Origin of the sequence: Nocardia sp. NPDC050793, assembly GCF_040654065.1 — a bacterium.
In the GTDB taxonomy this organism is placed as follows: Bacteria; Actinomycetota; Actinomycetes; order Mycobacteriales; family Mycobacteriaceae; genus Nocardia.
In genome coordinates, this window is sequence record NZ_JBFAHG010000004.1 from 208393 (window position 1) to 224314 (window position 15922).

12 protein-coding genes are annotated in these 15922 nt (G+C 66.1%); 8 read left to right on the forward strand and 4 right to left on the reverse strand.

Annotation, left to right across the window (positions count from 1 at the left end):
* Positions 1-47: 47 nt before the first annotated feature.
* Positions 48-311, forward strand: coding sequence for a hypothetical protein (locus AB0H50_RS15505; protein WP_357452114.1), 264 nt, complete (start codon positions 48-50; stop codon positions 309-311).
* 437 nt (positions 312-748) lie between these two features.
* On the forward strand, positions 749-3532 hold the full coding sequence (locus AB0H50_RS15510) for an AAA domain-containing protein (RefSeq protein WP_357452117.1): 2784 nt from the start codon (positions 749-751) through the stop codon (positions 3530-3532).
* 266 nt (positions 3533-3798) lie between these two features.
* On the opposite strand, the gene AB0H50_RS15515 is transcribed toward AB0H50_RS15510, so the two are convergent.
* A complete protein-coding gene (locus AB0H50_RS15515) occupies positions 3799-4374 on the reverse strand; it encodes a hypothetical protein (protein ID WP_357452120.1) in 576 nt (191 codons plus the stop codon).
* A gap of 256 nt (positions 4375-4630) precedes the next feature.
* On the opposite strand from AB0H50_RS15515, the gene AB0H50_RS15520 reads away from it, so the two are divergent.
* Together AB0H50_RS15520 and AB0H50_RS15525 are read left to right on the forward strand one after the other, a co-directional pair.
* The gene (locus AB0H50_RS15520) at positions 4631-5728 is read left to right on the forward strand and encodes a hypothetical protein (RefSeq protein WP_357452123.1); all 1098 of its coding nucleotides are present in this window, start codon (positions 4631-4633) and stop codon (positions 5726-5728) included.
* Positions 5703-6557: a GSU2403 family nucleotidyltransferase fold protein gene (locus AB0H50_RS15525; RefSeq protein WP_357452126.1), complete on the forward strand. Its 855-nt coding sequence runs from the start codon at positions 5703-5705 to the stop codon at positions 6555-6557. Before AB0H50_RS15520 ends, AB0H50_RS15525 begins: the two co-directional genes overlap by 26 nt.
* A gap of 338 nt (positions 6558-6895) precedes the next feature.
* Here the strand turns inward: AB0H50_RS15525 and AB0H50_RS15530 are convergent, their stop codons facing one another.
* Positions 6896-7540 carry an HAD family phosphatase gene (locus AB0H50_RS15530; protein WP_357452129.1) on the reverse strand — a complete coding sequence of 215 codons (645 nt, stop codon included), beginning with the start codon at positions 7538-7540 and terminating at the stop codon, positions 6896-6898.
* A complete protein-coding gene (locus AB0H50_RS15535) occupies positions 7534-8643 on the reverse strand; it encodes an MFS transporter (protein WP_357452132.1) in 1110 nt (369 codons plus the stop codon). The genes AB0H50_RS15530 and AB0H50_RS15535 overlap by 7 nt, the downstream gene beginning before the upstream one ends.
* A 590-nt stretch (positions 8644-9233) precedes the next feature.
* Here AB0H50_RS15535 and AB0H50_RS15540 point away from each other — a divergent pair.
* Entirely contained in the window at positions 9234-10175 is a 942-nt protein-coding gene (locus tag AB0H50_RS15540) for an ATP-binding cassette domain-containing protein (RefSeq protein ID WP_357452135.1), read from the forward strand.
* The gene (locus AB0H50_RS15545; protein ID WP_357452137.1) at positions 10172-10924 is read left to right on the forward strand and encodes an ABC transporter permease; all 753 of its coding nucleotides are present in this window, start codon (positions 10172-10174) and stop codon (positions 10922-10924) included. Before AB0H50_RS15540 ends, AB0H50_RS15545 begins: the two co-directional genes overlap by 4 nt.
* Here AB0H50_RS15545 and AB0H50_RS15550 read toward each other — a convergent pair.
* On the reverse strand, positions 10908-14066 hold the full coding sequence (locus AB0H50_RS15550) for a BTAD domain-containing putative transcriptional regulator (RefSeq protein WP_357452140.1): 3159 nt from the start codon (positions 14064-14066) through the stop codon (positions 10908-10910). The genes AB0H50_RS15545 and AB0H50_RS15550 overlap by 17 nt on opposite strands.
* A 322-nt stretch (positions 14067-14388) precedes the next feature.
* Here AB0H50_RS15550 and AB0H50_RS15555 point away from each other — a divergent pair, with 322 nt between their 5' ends.
* Together AB0H50_RS15555 and AB0H50_RS15560 are read left to right on the forward strand one after the other, a co-directional pair.
* Complete coding sequence (locus AB0H50_RS15555; RefSeq protein ID WP_357452143.1) at positions 14389-15615, forward strand: cytochrome P450; 1227 nt, start codon at positions 14389-14391, stop codon at positions 15613-15615.
* Positions 15616-15620: 5 nt separating this feature from the next.
* Positions 15621-15815, forward strand: a complete 195-nt coding sequence (locus tag AB0H50_RS15560; RefSeq protein WP_357453390.1) for a ferredoxin — start codon at positions 15621-15623, stop codon at positions 15813-15815.
* Positions 15816-15922: the final 107 nt, after the last annotated feature.

Here is a 15922-nt window from a genome sequence, read left to right on the forward strand (position 1 = left end):
ATCGCACGCTGGCTCCCGCCGACGGAGCACACCCCCGAGGACCAAACATGAGCTACGACAGCATCATCGCTAGCCTTCGAGAAGAGATCGCCAGGATCCACACTGAGCTCGCGGTGACAGAGTGCGCCGACGATGACGACGCCGTGAACCGCCTGTACAGCGAACTGTCTACCGCCACTTCAGAATTGAGCTATTTCGAGCACATGAGCCACATGGACTACATGGATGAACTCGACCGCCAGGATCATCACGACGATCTCGACTACATAGAGCACTCCAACTACATCGACTCACTCGATGATGTCGAGTAGACCAACTGGTTCGACGGCACGCCAGCCTGATACCTGGCAACGATCGTCGCGGCGGTCGCCTCATCGACGCGCCGGGGCTCGCTCGGCTCGGCCCTATCGTTCGAAATCCGCAGGTCACAGACCTGCGGCTTCGTCTATGTGGACGGTGTGCGAACCTCACGTTGACGAGGTCGCCGTCGAAGTGCTTTGGACTACGTGAGATGTGCTGGCCGTGTAGATGTGTTCGCTTCTCTGGCAAATACGACGGGTTCGTGGTGCGGGTCGGCTATCCAGACCACCGCCGCAGATCTGCCCTGAGCCGCGAATAATGCTTCTGGGCAGACGTTTTCAACCGAAGCCGGTAGCCTGTGCGCTGCGCGGACGTCGAGCCGCCGGCCGTAGCCGGAGCGGTGCGAACCAGGCATGGCACGCTGCCGTTCGGAGGCGAGGGGGGTTGGATGCTTGATCCACGGGTTGTCGCGGTCGTCGTCCGCCGGAAGGAGGACTGGGTCCCGGAGGACAAGACCCTGGAGATCACCGAATACGAACCGCGACCGGAGCGGGTCCGGGTGCGGTTCGGCAGGCCCAAGGACTACCTGTTCGGGTGGGAGCGAGTGATGATTCTCGATCGGCCTGCGTCGGTGTCGCTGGGGTCGCGCATGCTGTTGTTCGTAGACGGATCCGCGGTGGACGCGACCGAGGCCTACCTGTTCACCGGCCCGCCGGAGGTCGGGTCGTGGTGGCATGTGCTGAACGGTAGGGGCGGCTGGAACGCTTACAGCGCGGATCGGGTGGAGGTGTTGTCGAATTCCGCCATCACCCCCCGCTCCCGGGACGTGCTGACGTACTGGCGGACGGTGGCGGAGAAACTGACCGGCGATTCCGGTGTCCTGCTCCGAAACCACCAGAGCCTGGACTTCATTCACCGCGAAAGCGCGTTGACCCGGATTCTCGAGCAGGCACCGATCGAGGCCCGGCCGGACGATGAGATGGCGCTGCCGGTGTACCCGTTCCGCACCAATATCAGCCAGAGCGCGGCCGTGCTCAATGCGTTGCGGTATCCGATCTCGGTGATCGACGGCCCGCCTGGGACCGGGAAGACGCAGACGATCCTCAACATCATCGCCTCGGTGATCTGCCAGCCCGGCGCGACGGTGGGGGTGGTGTCTTTCAGCAACTCCGCCGTCGACAACGTTTTCGAGAAGCTGACCGAGGAGGGCTTCGGGATGGTGGCGGCCAATCTGGGGAACACCAACAAGCGGCAGGAGTTCTTCGACAGCCAGGGGCCACGCAACGCGGCAGTCGATGCGATGCTGCGCGCCGCTACCGCACCCGCCGCGGATACCGCGGACGAACTCGGCAAGGTGAGCCGGCGTCTGGCCGCACTGCAGGAACAGGATCGCCTGCGCGCCCAGCTGCGCCACCGGCTGCACGCCTACCAGCTGGAACAACAGCACTTCCAGTCGTTCTTCGACCGCCACGAGGTACCGGACGCCGACCACCTGCCGCTGCTGCGCCGCTACAGCGCGCGCAAACTGCTCGACTTCATCGCCGACACCGATCCCCGCTGGATCCGCGACCGTGGCTGGGGGCGGATGGTCGACGCGATGAACCGCTATTTCAAGTACCGGGCGCTCCGCAAGGTCGACGCCGGCGACATCGACGTCGTGCTGCGAATTCAGCGCCTGTATTACGAGAAGAAGATCGCTGAACTCGAGCGGCAGGCCGAGCAGCTGACCAAGACACTGGAGAGCAAGAAGTTCGATGCGTTGTTGGCCGACCAGGCGCGGCTATCCCAGCAGTTGCTCCATGGCGCGCTGCGCACCCGATACGGCTCGCTGACCCGGGTGATCCACACGTCGTCAGGGTATCGGCAGAAATTCGGGCAGTTCACCCAGGATTATCCGCTGATCCTGAGCACCTGTCATTCGCTCCAGAACAGCATCGGACGCTCGTCCCTGCTGGACTATCTGATCATTGATGAAGCATCACAGGTGGATCTGGTGACGGTGAGCCCGGCCCTGGCCTGCGCGCGGAACCTCATCGTGGTCGGCGACCTGGAACAGCTACCGCCGGTCACGAAAGACCTCACCGCACTTCCTCCGGCACCTGATCCGGTCTTCGACTACCGGCGCAGCATCCTGTCGTCGATCATCGAACGGTACAGCGCTCAGTTGCCTCGGGTGATGTTGCGTGAACACTATCGATGCGATCCGGACATCATCGAGTTCTGTAACCGGAAGTTCTACCGCAATCAACTGATTCCCTATACGCGCAGCACGCCGGGGTTCTCTCCGATGGCCGTGGTGCGGACCGTTCCCGGCAACCACATGCGCTACACGTATGGCGACGACAACCCGAAGGCGAAGGGACGAAGCAACCAGCGCGAGATCGACGTGATCCGGTACGAGGTCGTCCCGTGGATATCCGCTGATATCCCGCCGCACGAGGTCGGGGTCACCACTCCGTATCGCCGTCAGGCCGACAAGGTGACCGATGCCCTGATCGAGGCCATCGAGTCCGACACCGTGCACAAATTCCAAGGGAGGGAAAAGGACGCGGTCGTCATGACCACGGTGCTGGACGACACCCCCGGCAGCCGGGCAGCATTGGAGTTCGCCGACGATCCCAAATTGATCAATGTGGCCGTAAGCCGGGCGATACGCTTGTTCGTCCTGGTCACCCACCCTTCTGAGCTACCGAAGAGTCGGCACCTGCGCGATCTGATCGGCTACATCCGGTACCGGGACCCGGACAACGCGGTCGTCGACAGCGATGTGGTGTCGATCTTCGACCTGCTGTATACCGACTACACGGAGCGGCGTCGCGCGCACTCGCATATCGGGTGGGGGCGTACCCAATGGCCTTCGGAGGACATCGTTCTCACGATGCTGGAGGGGGTGCTCGCCGAACCCGGCTACCGCCATCTGGCGTTCCACCGGCAGGTCTACCTGCTGAATGTGTTCCCGCGCAATCTGGACCGGCTCGACGATCGGCACCGCGGGTTCGTCCAGCGCCGATCGTCGTTCGACTTCGTCATCTACAACCGGATCACCAACGCGAACCTGGGCGCCGTCGAAGTGGACGGCTTCAGCGCCCATGAAGCAGACCCCGAACAGCTGGCCCGGGATGCGTTGAAGAACGAGATCTGTCGTCGCTACGGCTTCCCGCTGCTGCGCCTGCCGACCACCGGAAGCGGCGAAGCCGCCCAGGTCCGCAGGTTCCTCGATCGGCTGCCCTGAACGAGAACGCAGCCGCACACCGACGGAACGAGCGGTCAGCATGTTCGGCATCAAGCCATCGTCTGAAGGATGCTTGATGTATGCGGACGACGGTGACGCTCGAAGGCGACCTGGCCCCGCGGCGCGAGGAGCTTCGAGCCAGCGATTACCTAGAACGCCATCTGACCAACCACCAAGCGCGACAAGGGTGGTCAAGTAGCGCGTCCAGTTCGAGCTGGTATGCCATCAGCTGCCTGCGACCACGGACAGGACATGAGCGAGCGGTCTCAGCGCTTGCCGATGGCCGTAAAGATGACCGTGCTGAGCGCCTCGTCGACACCCGAGGCGTGCTTATCGGTCATCACCACTTGGTCATAGAGCAGCCCGGTGTTGATGTTCCACTCAGCAGTGATGTCGTCATGTGTTGGCATACCACCCGGCCATGCCAAGCCTGACCCGGGACAGCGCGTTCCGTGGCCGAGCACCCATTCGTATGCGTCGATCTGCCCAGCACAGTAATCCTCAGCGGCGTAGCGGCGGTTCTCTGCGAGCTCACGCTGGATTACCTCGAACGGCGACCGCACTGCGGGAGGGGCGAGAATACGCAGGGCGCGGGAGACCGATACTGGATCTGCGCCGGTTGTACGCATCGTTTCCAAAGCGACGCAGCCGGGCCATGGCAGCGGATGATCGGCCGGGGTGATCCATCGATACGGCTTTTCCGGAAGATCGTTGCGCCACAACTGAAGAAAGTAGTAACCCAACTCCCATCCCCACAGGCTCTGATGGTCCCAACCGTCCAGAAGCACCGCTTCGACGAACTCGTCGCCTGGGTGGTGCAGGAAGTAGTCGTAATCCCTCACAGTCTCCCCTTCCATCTGCCGCTCTGACTCTACGTCCCGGGGAGCGGCAGGGTAGGTGCGTCGGCGTTCCAACCGACAAATCCGGCCGTCTCGGCTGGGTGTTGCTTGAGGGCACCGTCGGCGTCGATCCGGTTGCCCGACGGTCCGCCACCTGGTGTACGGCTCGTGCGTCCTGAGGCAAAGATGTTCGCTACATCGTCAATGTTCAGCAAATTGCCTCTCTCCGTACGGAACGGAATCGGGGTATTATCCGAACATGCCTGCTACGGGGACTGAACCACCACGGAACGAGAGAGAGGCGATCGCCGTTGCCGCGGCCGCCATCCGGGACCGATTACCACCGACCTGGGATCTCTGGGTCGGAGAACCACCACCTGGCCCGAAGGACCAGGGCTACGACGCGGAAATCAGGCTGCACGCGCCGAACGGGCTCGTTATCGTTCTCCTCATCGAGGCCAAGAACGTCTTCCGCGCGCACGATGTCGACCGGCTACGCAAGCACCTCACAGCCGCCACCTCCCGGCAGCCAGGCAGCATCGGCGTGCTGGTCGCGCGCCACCTGTCCGCCTCGACGCAGCAACGCCTCCAGCAGGCAGGGATCTCCTACGTGGACGCGACCGGCAACATGCTGGTGCGCGCCGACGAGTCGGCCCTGTTCTTGTCCGCAATCGGGGCCGACACCGACCCGTGGCGTGGCCCTGGACGTCCACACGGCACCCTCAAAGGGGAACCAGCCGCGAAAGTCGTCCGCGCGCTGCTCGACTTCCAAGGACCGTGGAAGATCCGTCACCTCATCGACGTCGCAGAAGTCGCGACCGGCTCGGCCTATCGAGTGCTGGACTTCCTCGAACGTGAAGCGCTGATCACCCGTGAGCCGGGCGGTGTCGTGGTGGTTCCGGACTGGGTCGCGCTGCTACGCCGTTGGAGCGAGGACTACCAGTTCCTGCACACGAACACGATCACGCGATGGATCGCGCCACGCGGTCTGCCCGCGTTCCTCGATGTCGTCCGCAGTTCCGAGGTCTCCGATTACGCGGCGACCGGTTCGATCGCGGCCGCTGCGTGGGAGTCCTACGCCCCGCCGCGCTCAGCGATGATCTACGCCCCCGCCCCCGAAAACGCCGCCGACGCTTGGGGATTACGTGCGACCGACACCGGCGCCAATGTGCTGATCGCCGTGCCCGCCTATCCTGTCCTCCTCGCCCGAAGCGGGGAAGCTCTCCACGACCTGCGGATCGCAGCGCCGACTCAGGTCGCCGCCGACCTGATGACCGGGCCAGGACGAGCGCCTTCGGAAGCAAAAGAACTGCTCAACTGGATGGAGAAGAATGAACAATCCTGGCGCCGTGCCTGACAGCCCGTTCAACCTGCTCGTCCGGACTCGCACCGTGCTACTCGATGCCCTCGAGGCGCTGGCCGAGCACAGGCGCTCAGTGATCGTCATTGGCGCCCAAGCGGTCTACCTGCACACCGGTGGAGCCCAAGTCGCCATTGCCGAGGCCACCAAAGACAGCGATGTCGCGCTCGACACTCGCAACCTCGGGTCGGACCCGACGATCAACGCGGCCATGGAGAAGGCGAACTTCGTTCCCAACCCACAGCAGCCGCAGCCCGGCGCCTGGATGAGCCCGGACGGAATTCCCGTCGACATCATGGTCCCCGAAGCCCTTGCAGGGAAGAAGAGCCGGCGCAGGGTGCATAAGCCACCGCACGACAAGATGGCGATGCGGCGAGCTCGCGGCCTGGAAGCAGCCGTAGTCGACTACAGCGAAATCGTCGTCCCGTCGCTTGCTCCGGGCGACGACCGGGCCATCACCGCCAATGTCGCTGGACCTGCGGCATTGCTCGTGGCCAAGTGCCACAAGATCGCCGAGCGCATCAACGATCCGAAACCCGATCGCCTCAAAGACAAAGACGCCCACGACATCTACCGGATCCTGGTGAAGTTCCAGACCGCAGAACTGGCCGCCACCTTCACGAACCTGCTCGCCGACGCGGTCAGTGCCGAGGTAACCAACGAGGCGGTCGACCATCTCCACGCGTTGTTCGCAGCCGGGCCCGACGCGACCGGCTCCGACATGGCCGGCCGCGCAGAAGAAGGAGTCGGGGAGCCCGAGCAGGTCGCTACCGCAATCAGCTTCCTGGCTTCGGATCTGGTCGAGGCTATTCGAGCAGCAAGCTGACCAAGCACGTTGACTTCCTTGGCGATCCGTCGCTGGCGTCGGCCGCCGACGCGGGACAGCGCGGCGCGGATCCGACCGTGGAGGCTTTGGCCGCGACTCGGGAACGCGGGGTGCCGCAGTCGCCCGCGACCAGATGGTCACCGAACGTAGCCGGGTTCGGCGCCCGCACCAGCCTCGGGTTCGTCGACTGACGGCGGCAGGCTCGACGGGTGGTTCGGCCGCGTGCCGGCCGGGCTGGGCGCGAGCGGTGAGCATGGCTTCGTGAGCCACTGGTCGGGCTCGTGTCCACCACCGGCCGGCACTGGTGTCGCGCCGACCTCGGAACGACTGGCGGGGACCTACGCGGCGACGGAGGCGAGGCGGAGGTGGTCTTCGATGTCGGCGGGTGAGCCGGTGTAGTGGAGTGTGCGCAGACCGAGGCGGGCGGCGGCTTGGCAGTTGTCGGCACGGTCGTCGATGAACAGGACGCGGCCGGGATCGCGAACGCCGGTCGCGGCGAGCGCGTTTCGGTAGGTGTCGGGGTGGGGTTTGTTCATGCCCAGCCGGGCCGAGTAGAGGGCGTCGGTCATCAGGGTGCGCCAGTCGGAGGCGTCGAGGGCATCGCCCACCGGATGGGGTGCGTTGGAGAGCAACACCATTGGGAGATCCGCTCGTCGGGCCTGGTGCAGGAGTGCGACGACGCGGTCGTCGGTCGAGGTCCACATCGCGGTGTCGACGGCACGCAACCGGGTGAGCAGTTCCGGGTCCGGGCGGTGGCCGAGCACGGCGGTCCAGAAGTCCGCGTCGTCGAACTCGCCCGAGTCGTAGGGTTCGCGGGCGCTCCAGAAAGCAGTCTGGAAGAGTGCGAGCTCGTCAGCGTGCCACCCGGCGAGTTCGGCGAGGCCGCTCCACATGGGAACGGTGGGCTGCAGGCCGATGACGCCGTTGTAGTCGAAGATGACCGCGTCGAGTTCCGCGGGCTGGTGAGATAGTGCGGTTACCATCGGTTCTCCAGTGCTCGATGTGACAGGACAGCCACGCCTGCGGCGAGCAGGGCGGGCAGTATGAGGGCGGTGGGCAGGGTCGTCGCGGTGGCCAGGGCGCCGATGAGCGCCGGGCCCGCGAGGAGACCGAGATAGCCGGTCACGGCTACGGCGGCTACCGCGCGAGGACCACCCGCTCCGGCCGCGCTGAACAGGGCGGGAATGGTGACCGACAGGCCGAGACCGAAAACTGCCCAGCCGGCCAACGCGAACGGCACATCGGCCATCGACAGGCCCGCGATGAGTCCGGCCGAGGCCAGGATCGCGCCTGTCCGAACAACTCTCGGCGCGCCGAAGCGTGCGATGAGTCGATCACCGACGAGACGGCCGGCTGCCATGGCCGCGCTGTATCCGGCGTATGCCGCGGCACCGGCCGCGGGGGACGCGTGCAGCCCACCGAGATGGACCGCCGACCAATCGGCGGCAGCGCCTTCGCCCAGCAGACACGCGGCGGCCAGCAAGCCCAGCAGCCAGACCCGGGACCGGGACAGTTCCGGCACACGGTCTCGCATCACCGTTTCCACCGGATCGAGGTCCGCGGATCCGACCCAGCGGGTAGTCGGTGCCACCGCGGCCGTGGCCACGATCATCACGGCCGCGGTGACGCCGAAGATGTAGGTGTGCGAATCGTGTGCGGTGACAGCGGCGAGCACCGCCCCACCCAGCGCGCCGAGGCTGTAGGCCGCATGCAGGCCCGACATGATCGGGCGACCGTAGGCATCCTGGCACCGAACCGCGGCGGCGTTCACCGCGACGTCCAGCACACCGTGCGCGGCGCCGAAGAGCAGCGCCGCACCGGCGAGCGCGAGCGGATTTCGGCAGGTACCGACCAACGCGAGGCTGATCCCGAGACCGATTGCGCCGCCGGTCAACAGCTGCGAAAGACGGGCGGGTTCGGCGAGTCGGCCACCTACCTGGAGGCCGGCGACCATGCCGACCGCGGCGGCGAGCAGTACCGCGGCCAGCCCCGCGGTGTCCAGCCCGGCGGACGCCTGGACCGCCGGAATCCGCGTTCCCCAGACGGCCATCACGACGCCGAGTCCGGCGAAGTATCCCGTCAACAAACCACGACTCCGCACTGCGGCGTCGGGTATATCTCGCGCGCGTTCCAAAGCCGGCGCGATTGCGCGTGTCATGAAAACTCCATCAGTGCCGCCGCCGGCCTTCACAGTCGAGAACGACCGCGAAATCGGCTGCAGGTGGGTATGACGATTCCCGCCTACCTCCAATACGGAAGAGGCGCACAAACTGTGGATCGGTGGAAGGTTCCGCGAGTCGAAGACCGAGGTTGACGCGCCACGCTGCGCGAACAAGCCGAAACCTACCAAGGGGTACGTCGAGCTACCACTTGGAAAGGGTTACGGTGATCGGCTCCACAACGTGCAGTCCGAAGGTCTTACCGGCACAGCGCATCTCGTTCGGATGGGCGGGAATCACGGCGACTTCAGCGGCCGATTTCTCCTCGGGTTCGGTTTGTGAAACGTTGGGCCAACACAAAATGGCGAGTGCTCGTGAAGAGCACTCCCCTCTTGCGGGTTTCGTGTGTTTTGCGGGCGTCTGGCCTATCGCCACCCTGACACCCGGCCCGATAGGGCAGAACACCGTGACAGGGTCATGACAGCTGGGTGTCAGGCCGGGCGCCGATGGTTGTCGCATGAGTAATTCAGCGATCGCGGTGTCAGGGCTGCGAAAGACATACGGGGACAAGGTCGTGCTCGACGGCATCGATCTGGATGTTCGTGCGGGAACGATCTTTTCCCTGCTCGGTCCGAATGGAGCGGGTAAGACGACGACGGTGAACGTGCTGAGCACGTTGATAGCAGCCGACAGTGGGTCGGTACGCGTTGCGGGCCACGATGTCGCGACCGAGGCCAAGGCGGTGCGCGCGGCGATCGGGGTCACCGGCCAGTTCGCGGCGGTGGACGAGCTGCTGACGGGGCAGGAGAACCTGCAGCTGATGGTGGACCTCAACGGGGTCCCCGCCCGAGACGGTAAGCGGATCGTCACCGAGCTGCTGGAACGCTTCGATCTGACGGAGGCGGCGAAGAAGCCCACGTCGACCTACTCCGGCGGGATGCGCCGGAAGCTCGACCTGGCGATGACGCTCGTCGGCAACCCGCGGATCATCTTCCTGGACGAACCGACGACGGGTCTCGACCCGCGCAGCCGTCGCACGATGTGGTCGATCATCCGCGATCTGGTGGCCGACGGCGTGACCATCTTCCTCACCACCCAGTACCTCGAGGAAGCCGATCAGCTCGCGGACCGGATCGCCGTGCTCGACCAGGGCCGCCTGGTCGCTCAGGGCACTCCCGACGACCTCAAGCGCCAGATCCCCGGGACGCACGTCCGGCTCCGGTTCACCAACGTCTCCCAACTCGACGCGGCCGCACGTCTTTTCCCCGAGTCCACGCGGGACGACGAGACGCTGACCCTGCGGGTGCCGAGCGACGGCGGGACGAAATCGCTTCGGGCTCTGCTGGACAGGCTCGACGAGTACTCCCTCAGCGCCGAAGAGTTCTCCGTGCACACACCCGACCTCGACGATGTCTTCCTCGCCCTGACAGGCCACGCCCCGGAGGTAGTAGCGAAATGAGCGACACCAAGCCCCATTCGATGGTGATGTTGCGCCGCAACTTCAAACACATCACCCGGAACCCGACGTCGGTGTTCAACGCCGTCCTGATGCCGATCATCATCATGTTGATGTTCGTGTACATGTTCGGCGACGCGTTCGACGTGGGTGTCGACTACATCGACTACGCGACGCCGGGACTGATCCTGCTGGCCGTCTGTTACGGACTGGGAGCCACCGCGACGGCGGTGAACTCCGACATGACGACGGGCATCATCAACCGGTTCAAGGTCATGGACGTCTCCCGTGGCGCGGTCCTGACCGGTCACGTCGTCGCCAGCGTGCTGACCAATCTGATCGCCATCGCGGCCCTCATCGGCGTGGCCTTCCTGCTGGGATTCAGCCCGTCGGCGAATGTCCTCGACTGGCTCGGCGTGGTCGGCATGGTCGTGCTGCTCGGTTTCGCGGCAGGCTGGCTCACGATCGCCCTGGGATTGGCGGCGAAGTCTCCGGAAACGGCGGGGATGGCCTCCGTGCCGCTGGTCATGCTGCCGTTCTTCAGCAGCGCGATCGTGCCCGCCGAGAAGATGGGTCCGGGCCTGCGGCAGTTCGCGGAGTACCAGCCCTTCACGCCGATCATCGAAACCATGCGCGGGCTGCTCGACGGCGCACCGGACACCGGCGATGCGCTCACCGCCGTCGCCTGGTGCGTCGGGATCGCTGTCGTCGGTTACCTGTGGGCGCGTTCCACATTCAAGAAGCGAGCGTGATCGAGACCAGCTCGCTCCAGCTCGTCTCCGAACCCTCCCGAACCGCCTCGGCGAACCCCGTGTCGCCGAGGCGGTTTCGCGCGGCCTGCTCGATCCGGGCCACATCCGGGTGGGATCGATCCGGCAGACCACGCACGCCTGCGCTCGCCGCGAGCAGCCGCGCTGCTTGCTCGTACTGTTCGTCACGCAGCGCCAGATCCGCGATCCCGACGAGCACCTGGGCGATCAGGAGTGGGTACCCCGCCTCGGATGCCACTCCGAACGCCGCGACGCGATGTGCACGGGTCTCGTCGAGATCCTCGGCGAGGTAGCCGAGCAGATCATGTTTCAATGCGCGGATACTCGCCCGCTCGGCGTCATCGCCCAGCATCGCGGTCGCGACGTCGAGTTGCCGGTGCACCTGCTCGGCGTCGCCGCTCCAGCGCGCGAGCTCAGCCTTCGACAGCGCCAGCTCGGCCAGCACATTCGGCCAGGAGACTCGTTCCGCGGACCGCTGCGCCTCCGCCATCGCCGCCGCGCTCGACTCCACATCGCCCGACAGCCAGTACAACTGGGCCTGCCGCGACCGCATCGGCACGACATCCTCGAGGGAATCGATCTCGGTGACGACCGCGATCGCCTGCTCGTAATGCTCGCACGCAGCGGCGAACTCGCCGCGCACGGCGATTCGATTCGCCAGCTCGGTCTGGGCGAACGAAATCCCCCACCGTTCGCCGATCGCGCGAAACTCGGTGAGCGCCATCTCGAGACATGTGTCCGCCTCCCGGTCGCCCTGCCCCAGCTGGATACGCATTTTGCCGAGCTGCAGCCGGCCGAGGGCGCGCACCCAGGGGTCCTCGTCGTCCAGCAGTGGTTCCCACGCGGGCAGGAAGGCGTCCGGACCGTGCAACAGGCGTTCCAGTGGAGTGAGCAACCTGAGCACCGGGTGACGGCGCTGAACCCGCCTGCTCAGTTCGTAACCTTTACGGATCCACTCCTCGGCCTGGTACTGGTCACTCTGCGGCCCGGAGGTCACGAACTGTACGACGAACGCGTACACCATGGCCCGCGTCTCGTCGGGCACCTCGCCGGGCATGGCTGTTGCCGCCATGATCAGTTCGTTGGCCTCGGCCTTGTGCCCGCCGAGCCACCAGTACCAGCCCGCCGCAGCGGCGAGCCGCATGGCCCCGTCCGCCTCGTCGGCAGCGAGCGCACCGCGCATCGCGGCGGCGATGTTGTCGTGCTCGGCCTCGAGCGTGGCGAGCCATTCCAGTTGCTCGGCGCGGCGCAGATGCGGATCCGCGGTTTCGGCGAGCTCGGTGAAATACGCGAGATGCGCACGACGCGTCGGCTCCGATTCCCCCGCCTCCGCGAGACGCTGCTCGGCGTACTCCTTGATGGTGCCGAGCATCCGGTAGCGCGGCGCCCGGTCGCCCTCGGTGAGCACCAGCGATTTCTCGGTCAGTGCGGTCAGCAGTTCGAGCACCTGACCCGTCTCGACAGCTGTGCTCTTCCCACCCCCCTGCCCTTCGGGCCCGCCCCCGCAGATCCGCTCGGCTGCTTCCAGACTCGCCCCGCCCGAGAACACCGAGAGCCTGCGCAGAACCATCCGTTCTTCATCGGTGAGCAGCTCCCAGCTCCAGTCGATCACCGCGCGCAATGTCCGGTGGCGTGGCAGCGCGGTACGGCTGCCACCGGTCAGCAAGCGGAACCGGTCGTCGAGCCGATTGGCGAGCTGCTCGAGGGACATGGTGCGCAATCTGGCCGCGGCGAGTTCGATCGCCAGCGGCATCCCGTCCAGCGCCCGGCAGACGCGCGCCAAAGTCGACAATGTGTCGGCGTCGGTCGCGAGGTCCTTGCGCACCGCGCCTGCTCGGTCCCGCAGCAGCCGGACGGCCGGAGAGGACGCGATCTCGCCGGGGCCTGCGTCTCCCTTCGGCAAGGCCAGCGGCACGACCGGCCACAGCGCCTCGCCGGTGATGCCGAGGGGTTCCCTGCTCGTCGCGAGGATCCGCAGCCGCTTGGACTCTCCGAGCACTCGATGGGCGAATGTCGCCGCGGACTCGATCACGTGCTCGCAGTTGTCCAGAATCAGCAACATGGCCCGGTCGCGGACCGCGGCGATGACCCGGTCCGTCGGCTCCGCGTCCGGTGCCTCGCCGTGCAGCGCATCCCGCAGTCCGAGCGCGGCGAGCGTCGCTTGCGCGATGTTCTTCCCGCCCCCCTTGTCACCGTCGGGGCCGATGGCCGCGAGTTCGACCAGCCAGGCGCCGTCGGGCAGGTCGCCGAGCAGCGTGCGCGCGGTTTCCGTGGCCAGTCTGGTCTTTCCCGAGCCGCCCGGCCCGATCAGGGTGGTGAGCCGATGTTCGGCGTTGAGTTCGCGCACCGCGGCGACATCGGTGTCCTTGCCGACGAAGCTGGTCAGCTCGGCACGCAAGTTGGTCTTCCGGTTCTCCTCGCGCCTTCCCAGCTCGCCCCGCAGCAGCGCGACATGCAATTCGGACAGCTCCGGTGACGGGTCGACGCCGAGCTCGTCGGCCAGGGTTTCTCTCGTGCGCTCGTACACGAGCAGCGCCTCGGTGTCGCGACCGGTCGCGACGAGGGCACGCATCAACGCGGCGACAAGCCGTTCTCGCACCGGATGCGCGGCCACCAAGTCGGTCAGCTCCGTGACCTGCTCCGCACCGTGGCCGAGGCTGATCTCCGCATCGAACCGATCCTCCATGGCAGCCAGGCGTAACCCTTCGAGCCGGGTGACCGCGGCGTCGAACGCCGCGCTCTCCTGCAGTCCGACGTCCTGCATGGCCGCACCGCGCCACAATGCGATGGCCTCGCGCAGCCGCTGCACGCCCCGTGGATCCCCGTCATTGCGGGCTTGGGCGACGAGGCGTTCGAACCGCACGGCGTCGACAGCGTCGGGTTCCACCCGCAACCGGTATCCGTCCGTCTGCCCCTCGACCAACCCGTCCGGCAGCACCTTCCGCAGCCGGGAAACCAACTGTTGCAAGGCATTCGCCGCGTCCGCGGGCGGGCGTTCGCCCCAGATCCAGTCGATGAGCGTCGCCTTCGGGACCGCGTGACCCGGTTCGAGTGCGAGAGCGATCAACAGCCCGCGTAGCCGCGCGCCCGGCACGTCGGCGAGAACGCCGTCGTCCGTGCGCATCTCGAATGGTCCAAGTATCCCGATCTGCACTTGGCCGATCTTGCCACGGGCAATCCGCTGAGGCGGCGCCGATAGCTGCCACCGTACCGGCCTCCGGGCTGGTATAGGCGGGTTGTCGTCGATCGTCGGGAAGCCGGCCGATTGCTCTGATCGTCTGCCGTGGTGCTTCGCGGTGTTCCTGGACGACTCAGGCGTCGTCTATCCGGCAACGGTCGGGTCGTCGTCGCACCTAGCCGGGCATGGCGGTGTCAGTCCCGTGACAGTCGTATGTCAGGCCAGTCGCCGAATGTGGGTCGCAACAATCGCCACGAAAGGAAGCCCGATGAATCGAACGGCTCCCATCCCGCACGGCCTCCCCTTGGAGCGCGACGCGGGCCCCTTCGACCCGCCCCGGGACATCACCCTGCTGCGCGAGGCTCGCCCGGTCAGCCCCATGGTCTTCCCCGACGGGCACGAGGGCTGGCTCGTCACCGGCTACGAAGCGGTCCGAAAGCTCATGGCCGACACCCGGTTCAGCTCTCGCCAGGACATCGGCATCGTGCACGCGGCATACGAAACCCCCGGCATGCCCGTCGCCACCGAACCTTCCCCGCAGGTGCCGGGTTTGTTCATCGCCATGGACCCACCGGACCACACCCGGTTGCGGCGCAAGCTCACCGGTGCGTTCACGGTCAGACGGATGAAGCAGCTCGAAGAGCACATCATCGACATAGCCGAGCGGCAACTGGACCAGATGGCGCGCCTGACCCCACCCGTCGACCTGGTCAAGGAATTCGCGCTGCCGGTGCCCTCGCTGGTGATCTGCGAACTGCTCGGCGTCCCCTACGCGGACCGCGAGACCTTCCAGGTCAACTCCGCCCAGTTCCTGGTCAGGGACCAGCCACTGGAGGAGAAGATGGCCGCGTACGGCGCGATGACCACGTACCTGGCCGGGCTGGTCACGCGCAAACGCGCCGAACCCGGCGACGACCTGCTGTCCGACCTCGCCCGCGATGACGACCTCACGATCGAGGAGCTGGTCGGCATCGCCTTCCTGCTGCTGCTCGCGGGCCACGAGACCACCGCCAACATGCTGGCACTGGGCACCTTCGCGCTGCTGGAACACCCCGAGCAGCTGGCGGAACTGCACGCCGACCCGGAGCTGGTCCCCGACGCCGTCGAGGAACTCATGCGCTACCTGTCCGTTGCCGACATCTTCTATCGCTACGCCACAGAGGACATCGAACTCGGCGGTGAAACGATCGGGCAGGGTTCGACCGTCGTCGTCTCGCTGCTGGCCGCCAACCGCGACCCCCAGCGCTTCGACAACCCCGACGCCCTGGACCTCCACCGCAAGGCCCGCGGTCACCTGTCCTTCGGCCACGGCGTGCACCAATGCCTCGGCCAGCAACTGGCCCGCATCGAGATGCGCGCCGGTTTCGCCGGACTGCTGCGTCGCTTCCCGACCCTCGAGCTCGCCATCCCAGCCGGCGAGGTGAAACTCAAGACCGACATGAATATCTATGGCGTCCACGAACTCCCGGTCACCTGGACGGAGTCGGGCCTATGACGAGGATACGAATCTCCGCCGATCGGGAGCGCTGCATCGGCGCGGGCATGTGCGCACTCATCGCGTCGGAGGTCTTCGATCAGGACGAGGACGACGGCCGGGTGCGGTTGCTCGCCCCGGAAACGCAGCGCGGTGACGCCGCAGTGCGGGAGGCCGTGGAGGCTTGCCCGTCCGGGGCACTCGCGCTCGACGAGTCCTGAGACTCGGCGGCGGCGAAGCTCGAGCCCAATTCGCCCATCTCGCCGAGGCTTTCCGTGAGTGGCACGCGTAACGAATGCTGCCCTCGGAAATAAAGGCAAAGGTGGGA

Bases quoted from the DNA above. Each gene is read 5' to 3' on its own strand.
- AB0H50_RS15505 (WP_357452114.1), top strand. From the start codon at position 48: ATGAGCTACGACAGCATCATCGCTAGCCTTCGAGAAGAGATCGCCAGG.
- AB0H50_RS15510 (WP_357452117.1), top strand. From the start codon at position 749: ATGCTTGATCCACGGGTTGTCGCGGTCGTCGTCCGCCGGAAGGAGGAC.
- AB0H50_RS15520 (WP_357452123.1), top strand. From the start codon at position 4,631: ATGCCTGCTACGGGGACTGAACCACCACGGAACGAGAGAGAGGCGATC.
- AB0H50_RS15525 (WP_357452126.1), top strand. From the start codon at position 5,703: ATGAACAATCCTGGCGCCGTGCCTGACAGCCCGTTCAACCTGCTCGTC.
- AB0H50_RS15530 (WP_357452129.1), bottom strand. From the start codon at position 7,540: ATGGTAACCGCACTATCTCACCAGCCCGCGGAACTCGACGCGGTCATC.
- AB0H50_RS15540 (WP_357452135.1), top strand. From the start codon at position 9,234: ATGAGTAATTCAGCGATCGCGGTGTCAGGGCTGCGAAAGACATACGGG.
- AB0H50_RS15545 (WP_357452137.1), top strand. From the start codon at position 10,172: ATGAGCGACACCAAGCCCCATTCGATGGTGATGTTGCGCCGCAACTTC.
- AB0H50_RS15550 (WP_357452140.1), bottom strand. From the start codon at position 14,066: ATGCGCACGGACGACGGCGTTCTCGCCGACGTGCCGGGCGCGCGGCTA.
- AB0H50_RS15555 (WP_357452143.1), top strand. From the start codon at position 14,389: ATGAATCGAACGGCTCCCATCCCGCACGGCCTCCCCTTGGAGCGCGAC.